The organism is Acidithiobacillus concretivorus (genome assembly GCF_018853445.1).
In the GTDB taxonomy this organism is placed as follows: domain Bacteria; phylum Pseudomonadota; class Gammaproteobacteria; order Acidithiobacillales; family Acidithiobacillaceae; genus Acidithiobacillus; species Acidithiobacillus concretivorus.
This window is the reverse complement of the sequence record NZ_JABELD010000023.1, coordinates 24036-41795: the sequence shown is the minus strand read 5'-3', so window position 1 is coordinate 41795 and position 17760 is coordinate 24036. Positions and strand designations below refer to the sequence as shown.

Here is a 17760-nt window from a genome sequence, read left to right as displayed (position 1 = left end):
CGTCTACTTGCTGCCGCCAATATGTGGCCTTCTCTTCCTTCGTCATACCCACCCCTTCTCGCTGTATGCGGGGCAGGATCGGTCAGGTCAGAAAGTTTGGGAAGGTGGGTTGCTTAGACGCTTACGCCGGTATTCCAGAAAAAGTAGTCAGCACCGCCAAGGAACGGCTGCAATTACTTGAAAGTACGAGCTCTGCACGACCAAGCATTTTACCTAATCAGGCATCCGCACCAAATCCACCGGCGCAAATTCCGCTATTTGCAGCCTCACCCCACCCCGCGCTGGAACTCCTGGAGCAAATGGACCCCAACAACATCAGCCCCAGGGAAGCATTGGCCGTTTTATATCAACTGAAAGAGCTGCTATAGGCTTTCCGTAATACAGCATTGCTTGTTAGATGACTCAGTCTATCCCATCATTTTTTATGGGTGGCCTATCCGGAGGCTACCGGTAGTGATTTGCGAGCAACCACATGGAACGACAATTCGGATGCAGCGCTTTGCAGAGGCCCATAGTCTTTTGCTGCTGATAGGCTCCCTGAATCCACAGGAAGCTACCGCCATTGACCATAGCCTGCAGGTTCACAGCGCTGCGGCAACCAAAAAAGCCAGAGCAGCCGTCCAGCAAAAATCTGAGTCGTCCGTAATGCCCGATTGAAAAACATCGCGCCAGCAACATATCATCCAGTCTGATCTCAACAAGCTGAGGATGTAGCTGTGCAAGAACTCACCCTGATTCGTCCCGACGACTGGCATCTGCATCTGCGTGACGGGGCCAATATGGCCTCAGTAGTTCCTGATAGCGCCCGACGTTTTGGTCGGGCCATTGTCATGCCCAACCTGAAACCACCCGTAACGACTGTGGACCTTGCCGCCGCTTATCGTGACAGGATTGTTGCTGCACAAAAGCCAACATCGGAATTTCAACCCCTCATGACCCTTTATCTCACCGATAACACTACAGTGAGTGAAATCGAAAAAGCCAAAAGTAGCGGCTTTGTACAGGCAGTGAAATACTATCCGGCGGGAGCGACCACCCACTCGGAAAACGGTGTCACGGATCTCAAACGCGTATACAATGTGCTGGAAGCCATGGAAAAAATGGATATTCCCCTGCTCCTGCATGGAGAAGTGACCGATCCGGATATTGATATTTTTGATCGGGAAGCAGTATTCATAGAACGTCATCTGCTACCCTTGACTCGCAATTTTCCGGGTCTGCGCATGGTTCTCGAACACATCACCACCCGCAGCGCCACCCAATTTGTGGCCGATGCAGGAAAGCAGATAGCGGCCACCATCACCGCTCATCACCTGCTCCTCAACCGCAATGCCCTGTTTGTCGGTGGGGTGCGTCCTCACCATTACTGTCTGCCGATTCTCAAACGGGAAACTCATCGCCAGGCACTGATTCAAGCTGCTACCAGTGGTAATCCCAAATATTTTCTCGGCACGGACAGCGCCCCCCACCCACGTCAGGACAAAGAGTCGGCCTGCGGCTGTGCCGGCATTTACACCGCTCATGCAGCCATTGAACTGTATGCAGAAATTTTTGAAACCGCAGATGCTCTGGATCGGCTGGAAGCCTTTGCCAGTTTTCATGGACCGGATTTCTACCAGCTTCCTCGTAATCAGGAGCACATTACTCTGGAAAAACGGAGTTGGACGGTTCCCGAAAGCTATCCCTGTGGCGTGGACACATTAATTCCTCTCCGGGCCGGAGAGGAAATATCGTGGAAACTGAGAGAATAACTAACGGAATCATAGGTATTCATCTCGTCCTGTATTATTGACTAAAACTAGCTTTTGTTATGCGAAGGATAGTCGGTATATCCTTTTGGCCCAGAAGAATAAAAAGTGGATTGGTCCGGAGCATTCAGGGAATAGCCTGCACTAATCCTACCTGGCAAATCTGGATTTGCCAGGAAAGCCGTGCCAAAAGCAATGGCGTCAACCATACCAGAAGCTAAAGCTTCTTTGGCTTCTTCAGGCGAGTAACCCATGTTGGCAATCAGAGCTCCACGGTAATGTTTCCGTGCCGGAGACAAAATATCGCCTGATTGTTGGCCGTAAAAGTCTCCGCGCATTAAATGTAGATAAGCCAACCCGAAATCATTCAAGCGATCAGCGAGCCAGGTCAGCAAGGCCATAGGATGACTATCGCGCATATCGTTGAAGCTATTGAGGGGAGATAAACGCACACCCACGCGGTCGGCACCAATGGCATGAGAAACAGCCGTCAATGTTTCGAAGAGCAGTCGCGCACGGTTTTCCATACTACCACCATATATACCAGACCGAATATTGCTTCCGTCGCGCAGAAATTCATCCAGTAAATATCCGTTTGCCGCATGTACTTCCACCATATCAAATCCGGCGGTACGGGCATTCAGGGCAGCCTGTGCAAACCCTTGGACAATAGAGGGTATTTCATCATCATTTAAGGCTCTCGGTTCAGTATAATTTTGCTTTCCATTAGGGGTATGAACCTCTTCACCTTTAATGGCAATAGCGCTGGGAGCTACAGGAACAGCCCCATCATTCAAACCTGGATGACACGCCCTACCACCATGCCAAATTTGCAAGGCAATTTTACCTCCAGCCGAATGCACGGCATCAGTCACTAAGCGCCAACCCTCAATCTGTGCGGCTGAATAAATACCCGGCTCATGCCAAAAGGCGGAATTACCAGGCAAAATCATAGTTGCCTCAGCAATGATCAACCCCGCACTGGCTCTTTGTGCGTAGTATTCTGCCATAAGCGGCGTTGGTACATGCGCTCCCTCTGCGCGGCAGCGCGTCAAAGGTGCCATAAAAATGCGATTAGCGGTGTCGATGCTGCCCAGTTGCAATGGTGAGAACAAGTCGACCATGGATTCTCCTTGTCAGTATCTGCTTAGAGTCTTAAACACCACAATAATACCGACTAGTTGGTCTGTTTACAAGCATCCATATTTTTGCCAGATACACCATACTCACATAACTTCAAAGCAATCGCTGGCTAAACAAGTTGTGGATCAATTAGCTACCAATCCTCTGTTCAAGAATGATGGCTCGGGGAAAGATGTCGACAAAAACAACAACTGCGAGGCCAAAAATTGCTGCAAAGCCTCCCTACAACCTGCCACGTTCATTCGAATAACTTGATCATCTGGTTTGTGACGGTTGATCTTGTTATCATGCAAACACTGTTGATCAGACTGTCGCCGCTGTAAACAGCGTACTATGAGATGATCAGCCTGCAGCTTGCCCAGGTGGCGAAATCGGTAGACGCAAGGGACTTAAAATCCCTCGGTTTATACCGTGCCGGTTCGAGTCCGGCCCTGGGCACCATTCTGTAACATTAAGGATACCCTTCATGTCGATTGACTCCATAAACCCTTCCGCTGCGGCCCCTTTGAGTAACGTGATTGATGTGCGCGGAATGACATATACTGAAGCACAACCCGTTGTTTATGCAGCCAGCATTCGTCTGTCCGTCGGGCAAAAAATACAGGTGCTCACAGATTCAGATCCTGCCGCCATGATGCGTGCCGTAGCTTTTCAACTACGGGATGCCATCTCCTGGCACATGGAAAGCGATGGCAAACTATGGCAAGTCGAAATTCAACCCCGAGCCGAGGCAGAAGCCAAAGATGTGGTTGATCTGTTAACTTGGGACCATTATCGCCTGGATCATAAGTTTGCTCAGGTTCTTGCTGCAGCCAACGAAAACAGAATTGCTGAGGCTGAGAGTATTTTCAAGGATTACTGGATTGGTCTCCGTCGTCATGTTCATCTGGAAAACAATCTGCTGGGTCCGGTTCTTGGGGGGGGCGAAGAGCAAGGACCCTTGGCAGATATGCTTTTTGAACATGACAGTATTATCGTTCAATCGCGTCTGGTCGAAGAAACCTTTGACGAAAAAGACTATGGGATGTTGCCGGCCATATGCGCCATGCTTTCCGGTTCACTCGCGAAGCACGAAAATCGCGAAGAAAATACTTTGTTTCCTATTTGGCAGACTGCAGATAATAGTGATCGTGGCCGTGCCACTGAACATCTTGCCAGAGCAAAAGAACTCCTATCGGGTTCAGAAGATAGCCAGGTACTGAAGGTTTTTTCCTGAACAACCTGGAGAACTAGCGGTATGCTCCCATCCGGCGTTGGGCACGCACCATATACCAGCGCCCAAGAATAATGAGCATCAATACTCCGGCGGTAATCAGGAAAGCTGCGGCAAATGCCAGCATATGTGATTCTGCAAAGGGCTCGTTGATGAATGTCCAGATGACATAAGTCAAATAGCCGATTGGCTCTTTGGTTAGATTTCCGGTCCACATATAGTTAGACCAGCCAGCCGTGTATAAAAGGGGTGCAGTTTCGCCCATGGATAAGGCCACCGCGTAAAAAAGTCCGGTCATAATCGCCGGTGCGGCACCGGGTAGCAATATTTTGAAAACAATCCGCCCCTCCCCTGCCCCTAATCCATATCCTGCTTCACGAACAGATAACGGGATGTTACTCAACGCCAATTCTGTGGAACGGGCAATGTAGGGAAGGAGCATGACAGTTAGGGTGATGATTCCTGCAGCCACTGAAAATTGCCAGCCCAAATAAATAACCATCGTAATATAACCGACATAACCCAACACTATGGAGGGTACACCGACCAAAACATCCGAGAGAAAGCGCAATAACTTGCCGGCATTCCCATGACCATGTTCGCTCAAATAAATGCCTGCAGATATACCGATGGGCGCAGCTAACAGCAAACTGCCAAGAGAAATGATAATAGAACCTTCAATGGCATTTTTTAGACCACCACCAATACCATTGGTAATATCTGTCAGCAATTTAATATTGAGTGCTGGCCAGGCATGTATGAGCACATCAACAATGATGGAAAGAAACATGGCTGCCAGAAAGATAAAGGACCCTATGACCATGACTGTCGCAAAAACAGTCATGAGTCTGCGCCATAAGGAAACTTTAAATTTTTTGGGTGTACTCATTTTCGGTATTACCTGTTCTTCCAACACATTGATAGCCATTAGCGTACCTTTGCCATCCACAACATCATTCTGGCAGCTATATTGACAACCACCGTAATCAGCAATAACACCAGGGCTATTTCAGATAATGCCTCAACAGCCATATTGGTCGGGTCTTGCAGTGCACTATCCAGCTGCGAGGCAATAAATGCCGCCATAGTCGAAATGGGCGCATAAATATTGCTGGGTAAGTAGTTCAAGGCATTACCACTGACCATCAATACCGCCATGGTTTCACCCAATGCCCGCCCCAATGCCAAAATCCCTACGCCGATCAAGACGGTTCTTAGCTTGGGCAAAACAATATGCCAAAAAACTTCAAGGCGATTCAAGCCAAGGCTCAAACCAGCCTCTTTCAAGGCTGGCTCAGTCATCTGAATTGATTCGCGTAACGTCGCTGAAATCAGGGGAATAATCATTACTGCCAAGACAAAAGCAGAGGTTAATAGCCCATAACCGCTTCCCGCCTCGCCATTCAGGAAAGGAACAAAAGAAAAAGTGTTTACCAAAAAAGGGAAAATGGTGTGTCCAAACAGCGGAACCAGTAAAGCATATCCCCACAGTCCATACACCACACTGGGAATGGCTGCGAGCAGATCGACAAATAAGGATAAGGGCCCTGCCCAGGTTTTACGAATGCCTTCACTGAGAAAATAGGCTGCACCAATGGCAATAGGCATGGCAATAAGCATCGCCAGTACCGAACTGACAATCGTCCCGACGACCAGAAACCAGATGCCATACTTGGCACCAGGCATAACTTGATGCCCGTTTACTGAAACCGGATTACCATAAAGATTCCCAAGATTCCAGTCATTTGTCCATAAAAAATGAAATTGATTATACTGAATAGCCGGCCATGAATAAACGGCCAAAAAAATTATCAGAAGAAGTAATGAAATCGGCAAAAAACTTGCAGTAGCCACCAATGCCGTTCTGAATACAGGAATTTTCATTACAATGATTCCACTTCCCAATGTAAGTTAAAGTTTCGTAAACAGTAATAAATAAATAATACTGGTGCCAGGTTATTAACCCGGCACCATTCAGATCTTAGTGGATTTCTGCGATCTGTTTACGTGACAGTTCAGCTGCGCTGTCGGGTAGCGGTACAAAGTTTACCGCAGTGATGAAGTGTGGCGCATTACCACCCTTAGGATCAATGGCCCAGTTCAAGAATTTCTTCATGGCTGCAGCCACTTCCGGCTTGGCCTGAGTCTTACTGACGATGGCATATTCATAATTGATAATGGGGTAGGACTTGGCGCCAGGTGCGAATACCAGACTGATGCGTTCATCAGCAGGGGTCTTGCTGACCATTTCACCAGCTGCGGCCTTGGCATTTTCCACTGTAGGCAATACGAAATTACCTGCACGGTTTTTCAGCATGGCCAGACCCAATTTGGCTTCTTCAACCGGTTTCTTCCAGCTGATGCCGATATATGCCACACCATAAGGGGTGGTTTTCAGTGCCTGGACCATACCCGGATTGCCTTCAGCGCCAATACCACCCGGAACTGCGGGCCAGCTCACCGTCGTACTGTAGCCAACGCTTTTGCTCCATTCTGGAGTGGTGTCAGACAGATAAGTGGTAAAAATAAAAGTGTCGCCGGATCCGTCAGTACGATGGATAGGGACAATCTTGTGGTTGGGCAGTTTCACGCCAGGATTCAACTTGGCAATGGCCGCATCGTCCCAATTGGTAATTTTGCCGGAATAAATACCTGCAAGCACAGGACCAGACAACTTCAGATGCTTGTTGTTCAGGCCAGGCAGGTTGTAATTGATCATCTGGATGGAGATGGCCAAAGGAATGTTGAGGATGTTCTGATGCATTTTGATCTGGGCATCACTCATGTAGGCGTCGGAAGCACCAATCTGGGCAACACCGGAAATGGCTTCAGCAATACCCGTACCACTTCCCGTACCCTGAGTGGTTATCTGCACGCCGGGATTCATTTTGGTGTACACAGGTACCCACAAATTGAAAAGCGGATACAACAGAGTCGAACCGGTTTCCAACAAGGAAATCGTGGCGGCACTGGCAGGCATGGCATACATACCAGCAAGACCCAATGCAGAAACCATGACGGCACCCTTTACACTGCGAGAAAGCTCTTTCTTCAAACGATACAGCATAACACCTCCAAAGATGGCGAATACGTTGATTTACGGCTTATTCCCAAACACACACCGTACGCCATCAATGCCTAGCGAGCAGTCATGGCGCGACGTAGGTAGCAATCTAGCACAGTTATATGACAGTTTGATGACAAACCTTCTGTTGCAAATAGAGCCCGACCAGAAGGTCGGGCTCTTCAAAGTGATAAAGGTTTTTATCGTCGATTACCAGGTCAGAATCCGGCCTGCCGCAGCCAATGAAGGCAGCGCTGCACTGGGATTCATCATGGGAATGGGTTTGGCCAGATCATCTTTGGTCATACCATTCAATTCCAGAGACTGCAGGCAGCCAATAATCTGAACTTCGTTATCTTCGGCCAGCTTCATGAAGTCGGCGACACTTTTGCCGCCTTCCATCGGAAATATACTTTCTGCCTTACCTTTGGCAAGCAACTCCGTGGCCGGTCCGGTGAAATACATGACCACTTTTTGCTCGGCGGCAGCGGCAGTGGCAGCCAGGAAAAAAGCGGAAGGAAGACGCTTGGGATTTTCAGCGCCAGTAATAAGAATGATAACAAGATCCGCTGCTTCGGACATCTAACACCTCCTGATTGAACGTGTGAAGTGACATATCAATTATACACCAATTTGGGCTGCCGACTAAAACGGTCAATATTGTACCTTGGGATCAGCAGCAACAGCGCGCATCATTTCCGGCAGTGCATACCACTGAAGTTCACCTTCCAACTCATCAACAGCTTTCAGACGAATACCCATCACGCTGGCTTTTTTGACGGGGACACTGACTCGGGTGAGTCGCGTCGTCCAAATTCCAAGATGAGGTTGATGACCCACCACAATCAGCGTTTCAGGCTGACTGGTCAGGCTCTGCCAATCCCGACTGAGCGTGTTCAGGTCTCCGGCTGGAATAGATTCGTGATAGCGTTCTACTTCTACATCAAAGGCTTGGGAAATATAAGCGGCTGTCTCACGGGTACGGAGTAAGGGGCTACTCCACACTAGAACCGAACCTTGAATACAATGGCGTAAGCCCCGGGCGACAGCGGCGGCTGTTTCATGTCCATAGCGGGTGAGTTGCCGCTCAAAATCAGAGCCGGAAACCGTTTCGTCTTCTGCTTCAGCGTGGCGTACGAGTAAAAGGTTCACGTTTTTGCACCTCCTGCCCAAACCAGATGACGGTGATTGCACGGGGTAACACCCGGGCAAGAATCGTGATCACGGCGATCCCGATCAAAGCGGTCATCCATTCGTCCACGCGGGTTTTAGTATCGGGACCCGAACCGATGAAAATCTCCAGCCCAGATAAAACAGCCCCCAAAAAAATGGTCACCGGACGCCAGCCATATGGACCAAGTACCGGATAAAAACGCGCCAAGGCACCCAATGTTACAATGGCCCAGAGTGCATACTCCCCGGCACGAATCCATAAACCCTGGGGACTGACAGGGAGCATCGCCCCACTCCACAAAATACCGAGATAAATCAGGAGAGCGATAATGGCCCAGCGCCACCACCCGGACAGACTGCCTTTCATCTAATGTTTGCCTCTTTGTGGATCATAGGGATTTTCACCCTGGCGAAATAACAGACGTAAGGGAATGGAATCCAGGCGTAAAGCTTTCCGGAAGGCGCTTTCCAGATAACGCTTGTAGCTTCCAGGCAAGCGCGTTAATTGATTTCCGTGAAAAACCAGAGTAACGGGATTTTCACCACCCTGATGACAATAACGTAACTTGATCCGGCGTCCGCCGACCATGGGTGGCTGATGGGTTTCAATAATCTCGCCCAAAGCCCGGTTCAGCTCTCCCGTTGAAAAATGTTTGCGGGAATCCTGCCAGAGGCGATCAATACTTTTGTATAAATCGCCAACCCCAGTGCCATGCAAGGCGGAAATGGTGTAAACCGGCGCATACTGAATAAAACTCAAACGGCGCTCAAGCTCTTGTTTGACCGCCTTACGCTCGTGAGGACTCATCCCGTCCCATTTGTTAATCACGACGACAATCGGGCGCCCCAACTCGACAGCGACCCCCACCAGATGAGAATCCTGTTCGGCAATACCGACCCTTGCATCGAGCACCAGCAACACGACATCGGCTTCCCGTAAGGCGCCCAATGTTTTCAGAACACTGAGCTTTTCAAGGCCCTCGCCGACTCTGGCACGCCGCCGCATGCCAGCAGTATCAATCATGACATAGGGCTTGCCATCGCGTTCATAGGGAATGCGGATGCTGTCCCGGGTAGTCCCAGGCTCATCAAATACCAACACTCTTTTTTCGCCAAGCATGGCGTTTACCAGGGTCGATTTTCCTACATTGGGACGGCCGAGCATGGCTATGCGGGGGCCTTTTCCGACATCCTGCTGCGCAATTTCCTCACTGGGCAGATCCGAGAAAACGGCTTCCAGCAGGGTTTCAACCCCATGTCCATGGGCGGCAGAAATCGTGTAGGGCATACCCAGACCCAGGCGATGGAATTCCGGGAGTTCGCTGACGGCTCCTTTGGCATCCATCTTGTTTACCACCAGGTAAATCGGTTTGCCACCACGGCGCAATTCCATGGCAATTTCTTCATCCTGGGCAGACAGACCTTCTTTGGCATCCACCAGAAAACAGATGGCATCGGCTTCCTGAATAGCCAGCCTGGTCTGAATGGCCATAGCCGCAACCAAACCCTCGCGTTCTTCGGGTTCAAAGCCGCCCGTATCAATGACCAGATACTGACGCCCTTCAAATTGAGCGGTTCCATAGTGACGATCACGCGTCAGCCCAGGAAAATCGGCAACCAGGGCCTCACGCGTACGGGTGAGGCGATTAAAAAAAGTGGATTTACCGACATTAGGTCGCCCCACCAGGGCAATAACTGCAGTCATGATACAGCCTTAGCGCTTTTCGAGCTTGATCCGATACAAAGTGCCCGCATCACTGAGAGCAAGAATCTGGTTATTATCCAGACATACGGGACTACTTTGAATACCGCTGGAGGAAAGGCGTGTCTGACCAATCCGATGCCCGGATTCGGGATTGAAGGCGTAGAGATAGCCACCATTATCCGTTGCCAGCAAATCATTTCCACAACTACTCAGACCGGTCATGGCATGACCTTTAAGTTTGGCATTTTTCCACAGGATACTGCCAGAACCAGGATCTATCTCCGAAATTACTCCGTCTGAATCGGCCACATATAAATGTCCCTTGAACCAGACTGGAGTCAAATACACCGACATGGGGACACTCCAGTTCTGGGTGCCGCCCTGCTCGGTATAGGCAGCCAGATTACCCTGATAGGCGGCCGCAAAAACCTGATCGTCAGCAACTATCGGACGCGCTGCCACATCCACCATCCGCGCAAGCTCGTTGCTGCCATGGGCAATAGCTACACGGGCATGCCACAACTCAGCACCGGTGGAAAGGCTTAATGCCGTCAGAGTTCCATCGGCAAAGCCGGCATAGACCACACCATTATGTACAGTCGGGGTAGAAACCGCGCGCAAAATGAGGGAGGGCTGGTTCATGGAGAATGTCCACTGAATTTTGCCGTCCTTGGGATTTAGCGCCCAAAGATGACCATTTACGGTTTGCATCAGTAGATGATCGTCGGCATAGACCACCGGCGTCAGCACTTCGGAGCTGAGTTGTACCGACCAGAGTTTATGACCATTTTTAGCATCAAAGGCAAATACCTTGCCGGCATTGGTGCCCGCATAGACGACACCATGGGCGATGGTGGCACCGCGCGCACTTTTGTCATCCAGACTGCGCATCCATTGCTGACTGCCCGATTCATTCATGCTAACCAGATGCCCGGAAGCATTAGCCACCACAATCTGATGCGCAGAGTGAGCAATTTCTGTTCCCTGGTAGGGGTTGACAGGCCATAGTCCATAAAGCCGAGCCTGCCATTGCGTCGAAAAAGAAACTTTATTCTGACCTTTACTGATAGGTGGAGGCGTTTTGGGACTGGGTGAAGACTTAAACCAGGACATGATGCCGCAGCCATTCAGCAGGGCAGCAACTATTCCCAGAGCGGCTAAACGCCATATGCTTTTGAAAAAATCATTCCGCATCACGGCGCAACTCCAATATTGGCGATTTTCATTTGCAGATAAGTGCGATAAGGATCAGCCGCTGGTAAGGCTGCCATGGCCGATTGGTAGGCTTTTTCTGCCTGGCTGATCTGATTCAAAGAAGCATAAGCATCCCCTTTGATTTCATCGGCTACAGTAACATAAGCAGGCTGTGGGTTTTGCAGTATATCCAGAGCCTTATGTGCCTGATGTTGATCCACATACAAGCGGGCCAGATTCAAGCGAGCCAGGCTGTGCATGCCACGCGGTGCGTTGGGATTGCCTATCACGGCCTTGAGCGATTTTTCTGCGGCAGGAACCTGTTTGCTCTCCATATCCATACGTGCCAGAAAAAATTGCGCCATGGTTGCATAAGGGGTATGCGCGTACTGATGAATCAGCGTGTCGGCGCTAGCACGAGCAGTGCTGGTCTGCCCCTGAACCATGGTATCTACCAGCTCACTATATAGTACAGCCGCTTTTTCGGTTTGATGACGTTGATATTTCTCGTAGCCAAAAAACCCCATGGCGGCAAATAGAATCACGAGAATACCCACAATCAGGGTAATACGATGGCGGGAGAGAAATGCGGAAAGTTCTTGACCGGTCACTTTGATCTTCTGGCAGTGGCAAAATTTTGCCCAGTATGGGGTGCATGCTTGGGGAAATCAACGCCGAGGCTTTGCAGACCAGTAAGCACGGCCTCCAGACTACCTTCCCAACGCCTTTCCCCGCCCTGTTCCTTGATGAATGCCGGTTCACCTTGCAATTGCCCCAACCCGATGATTAGCTGGAACTGCGCCTGGGAACGTTCTGCCTGCTTCAGCAGAGCCTTGAAACCTGCAGGACCACCACTGACCACACTAACACCCAGATCGCGGAGCGCTTCAGCAAGTTGCCAGGCAGAGGCAAGACTATCTTCCTCCATAGCTCCAATGAAAAGAACGGGTTTGCTAGCGCTGGCCTGGTTCCCCTGAATTTCCTGCAAGGCAAGTAAGCGTTCTAACCCTACAGCGAAGCCAATGGCGGGAGTATCCTGACCACCCAGCTGGGCAACCAGTCCATCATAACGACCTCCGGCCAGCACGGTTCCCTGAGCACCCAAGGCATCCGTGACCCACTCGAAAACCGTCCGGTTATAGTAATCCAGCCCGCGTACCAGGCTGTGATTTAATTGATAGGGAATATCAAGAGCCGTCAGCAGTTTTTGCAGACTGGCAAAATGCTGGGCCGATTCGGTATCGAGATGATCTACCAGATGGGGCGCGCTGCTGGCAATCTGCTGACAGCCCGGCACTTTACAGTCCAGAATCCGTAATGGATTGTGCTCCATACGGGTCTGACAATCAGCACATAAGACTTCCTGTTGCGGTCGCAAATAGTCCAGAAGTCGCTCACGATAAGCCGCTCGCGCCTCCGGACTGCCCAATGAGTTGATTTGTAAAGAAGCCTGCACTCCGGCCTGCTTCAGAATACGCGCAGACAGGGCGATAATTTCGGCATCTGTACCGGCTCCGGCCTGCCCGAAAACCTCAACGCCCAGTTGGTGAAATTGCCGATAGCGGCCTTTCTGGGGACGTTCATGGCGAAACATGGGGCCCATGTAGTAATAACGTGGAGTCTGCCCACGCATGGTCTGATTCTGGATCGCTGCACGCACACAACCGGCGGTCCCTTCCGGACGCAGAGTAAGGCTATCACCATTACGATCGGCAAAGGTGTACATTTCTTTCTGGACAATATCGGTGACGTCACCAATAGCGCGGGCGAACAGTTCGGTCGATTCCAGCAGCGGGAGACGGACTTCGCCGTAATCATACAGTTGGAGCAACCCACGCAAATCTCTTTCCAGGGCCTGCCAGGCTGCTGCTTCAGCAGGGAAAATATCGTTCATTCCCCGCACTGCCTGTAATCCCTTAACAGCCATACGAATAACTCACTTTCCCCAAACGAACCATTACCAAACGCTCAGGCATCATTACGGGCTGCCTGACGCTCCGCAATTTCGGCACGAATCCGTTTTTCCAGCACATCGACTATATTCACATTTTCTACCCGGTCTACCTGCTTGCCGCGATAATAGAGAATGCTGCGCTTGTCTCCGCCCGCCAGACCAATGTCTGCTTCCTTGGCTTCGCCAATACCATTAACCACGCAGCCAATCACCGACACATCCATGGGCTCAAGAATATCTTCAAGCCGCGCTTCCAGGGCATTGATGGTGTTGATGACATCAAACTCCTGCCGGGAGCAGGAAGGACAGGCAATCAGGTTAATACCCTTCTGCCGCAGGTGCAGGCTCTTGAGAATATCAAAGCCAACCCGAATTTCTTCGACGGGATCAGCGGCCAGGGAAATACGGATGGTATCGCCAATCCCATCGCGCAGCAGCAAACCCAGACCAATGGCAGATTTGACCGTACCCGAACGCAGACCACCCGCCTCGGTAATGCCGAGATGCAGGGGATAATCCACTTTTTCCGAAAGCAGTCGGTATGCCCCTACTGCGAGAAAAACGTCGGAGGCTTTCACACTGATTTTAACGTCGTGGAAATTCAGCTCATCGAGAATACTCACATGCCGCAAGGCAGACTCTACCAAGGCTTCGGGCGTGGGTTCGCCATATTTTTCCTGAATATCTTTTTCCAGGGAGCCGGCATTCACCCCGATACGAATCGGAATGCCTTTATCCTTGGCCATTTCCACGACCAAACGGGTTTTGTCCAGTGAACCGATATTACCGGGATTAATACGCAGACCATCAACACCATCAGCCATGACCTGCAGAGCGATGCGATGATCAAAATGAATATCGGCGACCAGAGGTGTTTCCACCTGCGCGCGAATGGCCTTGAAAGCCTCAGCAGCATCCATACTGGGTACAGAAACCCGAACAATGTCTGCTCCCACCGCTTCCAGACGGCGAATTTGCGCCACAGTGGCTGCTACGTCCCGGGTTTCGGTATTGGTCATGCTTTGCACGCTGATCGGTGCATCTCCACCGATGGCGACTTTTCCAACGTGAATTTGCCGGGTTTTACGACGCTGAATAGGAGATTCATGGTGCATGGGATGCCTCGCTAGTAACAGGTGCGCTTACGGACAGCGCTGCGGAAGTGATTGGGGCAACAACGTCGGGTTGTGCACTATGGTTTAGCACAGCACGCTGGCGGTTAACAGGTCTGTGAATATCTGTCGAACTGTGTACTGGCACGGTAATCGCTGAAACTGCTGCAGATTGCGTGCTTGCGGTGGGGGCGGTTCCCAGTTGCAGACGGGCCACGCCCATGGTGTTCACAGGAAGCGCAATGGCTTTACCATGATAATGAATGGTCACGCCCTGGGCATTGCCAACCAGAACCTGATAAGGAGGAGTTCCTGAGTTCACTTTAAGCAGATCACCCGGACGACCAAGGACCGACAACAAGGTTTTACCGGCAGCGTCCCTGACCTGCACCCAGCAGTTGGCATGAAACTGGAAAGCGATTCCCGCAGTCTTGTTGCTGCTCACCGCAGAGTTGGTCGGGACCGATTGCGTTGTGGCCGTCACCGAACTGGAGCTGCCCACCGCCTGACTGCGCGTAGCTACGACCACACTTTGAACAGCAGCTGTGGGCGCCGTATTGGAAATTGCCGGTTCAGCCAGGGTCGCTGGCGTGGAGGAAACGCTGTGGCTGTTATTTTCAGGTGGTACCGTAGAAGTGTTCTCGCTCCGTCCCCAGAACCACCAGACAGCCACTATCACGGCAACTAATATCACGAAAGAAATCAGCAGGGTGCGTTTGCTGTAGTCCAGCAAGGGACTTTCGCCATCAGGAAGCAATTGGCGCGTCGGAGAAACTCCCGACCCCGCGTTGGCGGCGTCATAATTACGCAGTAAAGGTTCCGGATCGAGATCCAGAATGCGTGCATAATTCTTGAGGAATCCACGCGCAAAAGTGGCTCCGGGAAGCACGGCATAATTCCCTTCTTCGAGTCCTTGCACCTGAATTTCGGTAATATGTAAGCGCTCCGCTACCTGCTGTAGAGTCCAGCCACGTGCTTCACGGGCATTTCGCAAATCCGGATTGCTGGAGTTTTCATCCATGGAGTCCATCTCTTAATCAGCCATGTTGCAGCAACAATTGTTGCGCTTTTTTTCCCGCATCGGAATACGGTGCTGCATTGACGCAGCGCTGCCACAGTGCCGCCGCTTGTGCCGGGCGTCCTTGCTGGGCCGCAATCTGTCCAGCTAAAAGTAATGCGCTGGCGTTGTCTGGCTCCTGAGCAAGAACCACCTGTAAATGTCCATAAGCAGCTTGGACATTACCTTCTTTAAAATCCATTTCGGCCAGTATTTGCAAGGCTGGTGGGTAGTTGGGAAGAAGATAGAGAGCACGATTTAGGGCATTACGCGCGGCCACCGGATCTTTGAGGCCGGCATAGGCCTGAGCCAAATTGGTCCAGGCAAATTGTGGCGTGCTGTATAAAGGATCGGCAGTCGCTTGTTTGAGTTGCACAATGGCCTGCTGGTAGTCACCCGTGTTAACCAAAAATGCACCATAATTATTACGGTATTGTGGATTTTTGGCGTCCAGTGACAGGGCCTGTTCAAAAGCCTGGCGCGCCAAAGTTTTCTGACCTAGCTGCTCATAGGCCAGACCCATCACATTATAGGCATCTGCATAGCTGTCATCCGCCTGATTGGCCATTTGCAGTTCACGAATAGCTTGTCGGGGATGTCCATCCTGCAAATAAGCCGTGCCCAGTGAGGTATAAATACCTGCCTTGGCTTTACCATCATCGGCAGGAGCCTGAAGACTCTGGTCAGCAGCACGGGTTTTGTGTTCATGAGCAATAAAGGCAGCCATTTGTTGATCTGAAGTCATGGGCGTACTTTTACTGCCAAATAGCCCGCAACCACTCAATGCCGACACGACAAGCAAGCCAGGAATCCAGATTATTTTATGGAAGCGCATTCCATCCGTTTTCATGCCTGAACCCTCAAAGGAATACTGCGTCGACCATCGCGCACCTGTCCCGCCAACTGTCCACAGGCAGCGGCTATGTCATCGCCACGCGGGCGACGGGTGACGGTCATCACATCGCCGCGCAGGATAATATCCCGAAAGGCATCAATGCGTTTTTGCGACGAACGCTTATAATCAGAACCCGGAAAACTGTTAAACGGTATGAGATTCACCATGGCTGGAATACCCGACAATATGCGCAACAAGGCCCGGGCATCGGCATCGCTATCATTGACACCATCCAGCATAACATATTCAAAAGTAATGCGGCGACGCGGGAGCAGCGGATAGCGACGACAGGCATCAAGCAATTCAGCCAGAGGGTAATGACGATTGACCGGTACCAACACATCACGGACTTCGTCCCGGCTGGCATGTAAACTGATTGCCAGATTGACTGGACTCTCCGCACCCAGCCGATCAAGCCCCGGAACCACACCAGCGGTGCTGACCGTGATGCGCTTGGGCCCAAAACCATAGGCGAAATCGTCGCGCAACAAATCCAGTGCCGGCAAGACCTGGCGTAAATTCAGCAGCGGTTCGCCCATACCCATAAAGACAATATTGGTAATGGCATCCAGGCCCTGCAGTTGCCGGGCCGTCCTGATCTGGGCAATAATTTCGTGGGTATCGAGGTTACGGTTGAGCCCCTGAGCGCCCGTCGCACAAAAGCTGCAAGCCAGCGAACAGCCTACCTGCGAGGAGACACAGAGGGTTCCCCGATCTTCCTCAGGAATAAAAACCGTTTCAATCGCGTTTCCGTCAGGCAAACCCAACAACCACTTTCGGGTACCGTCAGCAGCCAGTTGGTCGGCAAGAATTTCGGGCTCCGCATATTGGGTTTCTTCACTCAGACGCGCACGTAAGGCCTTGCTGATGTTACTCATTTCCGCAAAGTCTGTGATCTGCCGGCCATGAATCCATTGCAGAATCTGCTTGGCCCGAAAGGGAGATTCTCCCCAATCAGCCAATAAAAGCTCAAGGGACTGGCGATTCAGCCCCAGAAGGTGCGGCTTTTGAGCCGGCATCACAGCACAAGCCTCGGCACTCATTTAGCGCGAAAAAATCTCCCGTTGACTAAAGAAATAACTGATTTCCCAGGCAGCCGTTTCGGCACTGTCCGAACCATGGACGGCGTTGGCATCAATGCTGTCAGCGAAATCCGCACGAATAGTTCCAGGCGCAGCATCTTTGGGGTTGGTCGCACCCATGAGATCACGGTTTTTCAGGATCGCGCCCTCGCCTTCAAGTGCACTGACCAGCACCGGGCCGCTGCTCATGAAAGCACAGAGTTCACCGTAAAAGGGGCGGGCCTTGTGAACTGCATAAAAACCACCCGCATCTTCCTGGCTGAGATGCAACATTTTACTGGCTACCACCCGAAGACCCGCTGCTTCAAAACGGCCCAGAATGGCACCTACTGCATTTTTCTGGACGGCATCGGGTTTAATAATGGACAAAGTGCGCTCAACAGCCATAAGTTCCTCAATAGGGATAGATTAAAAGTCGCC

Annotated in this window: 20 protein-coding genes and 1 tRNA gene; 5 read left to right on the top strand and 16 right to left on the bottom strand. The window is 51.1% G+C overall.

The genetic code is table 11. The annotated features are described in order from the left end of the window. From HJG40_RS03750 to pyrC, 3 genes are all read left to right on the top strand, one after another. Positions 1-368 (top strand): hypothetical protein (locus tag HJG40_RS03750; protein WP_215862954.1); only part of this gene is annotated, 368 nt, incomplete at its 5' end. Positions 369-489: 121 nt separating this feature from the next. Beyond that, entirely contained in the window at positions 490-657 is a 168-nt protein-coding gene (locus HJG40_RS03745; RefSeq protein ID WP_215862953.1) for a hypothetical protein, read from the top strand. 59 nt (positions 658-716) lie between these two features. After that, positions 717-1751 (top strand): dihydroorotase, encoded by a 1035-nt coding sequence (gene pyrC, locus HJG40_RS03740; protein WP_215862952.1) that lies wholly within the window; start codon positions 717-719, stop codon positions 1749-1751. 47 nt (positions 1752-1798) lie between these two features. Here pyrC and HJG40_RS03735 read toward each other — a convergent pair whose 3' ends face one another. Continuing rightward, positions 1799-2872: an alkene reductase gene (locus tag HJG40_RS03735; protein ID WP_215862951.1), complete on the bottom strand. Its 1074-nt coding sequence runs from the start codon at positions 2870-2872 to the stop codon at positions 1799-1801. A gap of 375 nt (positions 2873-3247) precedes the next feature. Here HJG40_RS03735 and HJG40_RS03730 point away from each other — a divergent pair. Together HJG40_RS03730 and HJG40_RS03725 are read left to right on the top strand one after the other, a co-directional pair. Continuing rightward, positions 3248-3332, top strand: a tRNA-Leu gene (locus tag HJG40_RS03730). A gap of 25 nt (positions 3333-3357) precedes the next feature. Further along, on the top strand, positions 3358-4107 hold the full coding sequence (locus HJG40_RS03725) for a hemerythrin domain-containing protein (RefSeq protein WP_215862950.1): 750 nt from the start codon (positions 3358-3360) through the stop codon (positions 4105-4107). A gap of 13 nt (positions 4108-4120) precedes the next feature. Here HJG40_RS03725 and pstA read toward each other — a convergent pair whose 3' ends face one another. The 15 genes from pstA to ndk all read right to left on the bottom strand — a co-directional run bounded on the left by pstA (position 4121) and on the right by ndk (position 17727). Then, positions 4121-4948 carry a phosphate ABC transporter permease PstA gene (pstA, locus tag HJG40_RS03720; protein WP_226857022.1) on the bottom strand — a complete coding sequence of 276 codons (828 nt, stop codon included), beginning with the start codon at positions 4946-4948 and terminating at the stop codon, positions 4121-4123. An 83-nt stretch (positions 4949-5031) separates the two neighbouring features. Then, the gene (gene pstC, locus HJG40_RS03715) at positions 5032-5988 is read right to left on the bottom strand and encodes a phosphate ABC transporter permease subunit PstC (protein WP_215862948.1); all 957 of its coding nucleotides are present in this window, start codon (positions 5986-5988) and stop codon (positions 5032-5034) included. A 97-nt stretch (positions 5989-6085) separates the two neighbouring features. Beyond that, positions 6086-7171 carry a phosphate ABC transporter substrate-binding protein PstS gene (gene pstS / locus HJG40_RS03710; protein ID WP_215862947.1) on the bottom strand — a complete coding sequence of 362 codons (1086 nt, stop codon included), beginning with the start codon at positions 7169-7171 and terminating at the stop codon, positions 6086-6088. Between the two features lie 207 nt (positions 7172-7378). Then, the gene (locus tag HJG40_RS03705; RefSeq protein ID WP_010640087.1) at positions 7379-7750 is read right to left on the bottom strand and encodes a DsrE family protein; all 372 of its coding nucleotides are present in this window, start codon (positions 7748-7750) and stop codon (positions 7379-7381) included. A 72-nt stretch (positions 7751-7822) separates the two neighbouring features. Further along, a complete protein-coding gene (locus HJG40_RS03700; protein ID WP_215862946.1) occupies positions 7823-8320 on the bottom strand; it encodes a SixA phosphatase family protein in 498 nt (165 codons plus the stop codon). Further along, complete coding sequence (locus HJG40_RS03695; protein ID WP_215862945.1) at positions 8292-8708, bottom strand: hypothetical protein; 417 nt, start codon at positions 8706-8708, stop codon at positions 8292-8294. Before HJG40_RS03695 ends, HJG40_RS03700 begins: the two co-directional genes overlap by 29 nt. Beyond that, positions 8709-10046, bottom strand: a complete 1338-nt coding sequence (gene der, locus HJG40_RS03690; RefSeq protein WP_215862944.1) for a ribosome biogenesis GTPase Der — start codon at positions 10044-10046, stop codon at positions 8709-8711. It lies immediately after the preceding gene. Positions 10047-10055: 9 nt separating this feature from the next. After that, positions 10056-11240, bottom strand: coding sequence for an outer membrane protein assembly factor BamB (bamB, locus tag HJG40_RS03685; RefSeq protein WP_215862955.1), 1185 nt, complete (start codon positions 11238-11240; stop codon positions 10056-10058). Next, entirely contained in the window at positions 11240-11851 is a 612-nt protein-coding gene (locus HJG40_RS03680; RefSeq protein WP_215862943.1) for a YfgM family protein, read from the bottom strand. Before HJG40_RS03680 ends, bamB begins: the two co-directional genes overlap by 1 nt. Then, positions 11848-13167 carry a histidine--tRNA ligase gene (gene hisS / locus HJG40_RS03675; protein ID WP_215862942.1) on the bottom strand — a complete coding sequence of 440 codons (1320 nt, stop codon included), beginning with the start codon at positions 13165-13167 and terminating at the stop codon, positions 11848-11850. The genes HJG40_RS03680 and hisS overlap by 4 nt, the downstream gene beginning before the upstream one ends. 41 nt (positions 13168-13208) lie before the next feature. Beyond that, positions 13209-14309: a flavodoxin-dependent (E)-4-hydroxy-3-methylbut-2-enyl-diphosphate synthase gene (gene ispG / locus HJG40_RS03670; protein ID WP_024892626.1), complete on the bottom strand. Its 1101-nt coding sequence runs from the start codon at positions 14307-14309 to the stop codon at positions 13209-13211. Then, a complete protein-coding gene (locus HJG40_RS03665) occupies positions 14299-15327 on the bottom strand; it encodes a RodZ domain-containing protein (protein ID WP_215862941.1) in 1029 nt (342 codons plus the stop codon). The genes ispG and HJG40_RS03665 overlap by 11 nt, the downstream gene beginning before the upstream one ends. A gap of 16 nt (positions 15328-15343) precedes the next feature. Continuing rightward, a complete protein-coding gene (pilW, locus tag HJG40_RS03660; RefSeq protein WP_215862940.1) occupies positions 15344-16213 on the bottom strand; it encodes a type IV pilus biogenesis/stability protein PilW in 870 nt (289 codons plus the stop codon). Next, complete coding sequence (gene rlmN, locus HJG40_RS03655) at positions 16210-17277, bottom strand: dual-specificity RNA methyltransferase RlmN (protein ID WP_226857020.1); 1068 nt, start codon at positions 17275-17277, stop codon at positions 16210-16212. The genes pilW and rlmN overlap by 4 nt, the downstream gene beginning before the upstream one ends. 24 nt (positions 17278-17301) lie before the next feature. Continuing rightward, entirely contained in the window at positions 17302-17727 is a 426-nt protein-coding gene (gene ndk / locus HJG40_RS03650; RefSeq protein WP_215862938.1) for a nucleoside-diphosphate kinase, read from the bottom strand. Positions 17728-17760 lie beyond the last annotated feature (33 nt).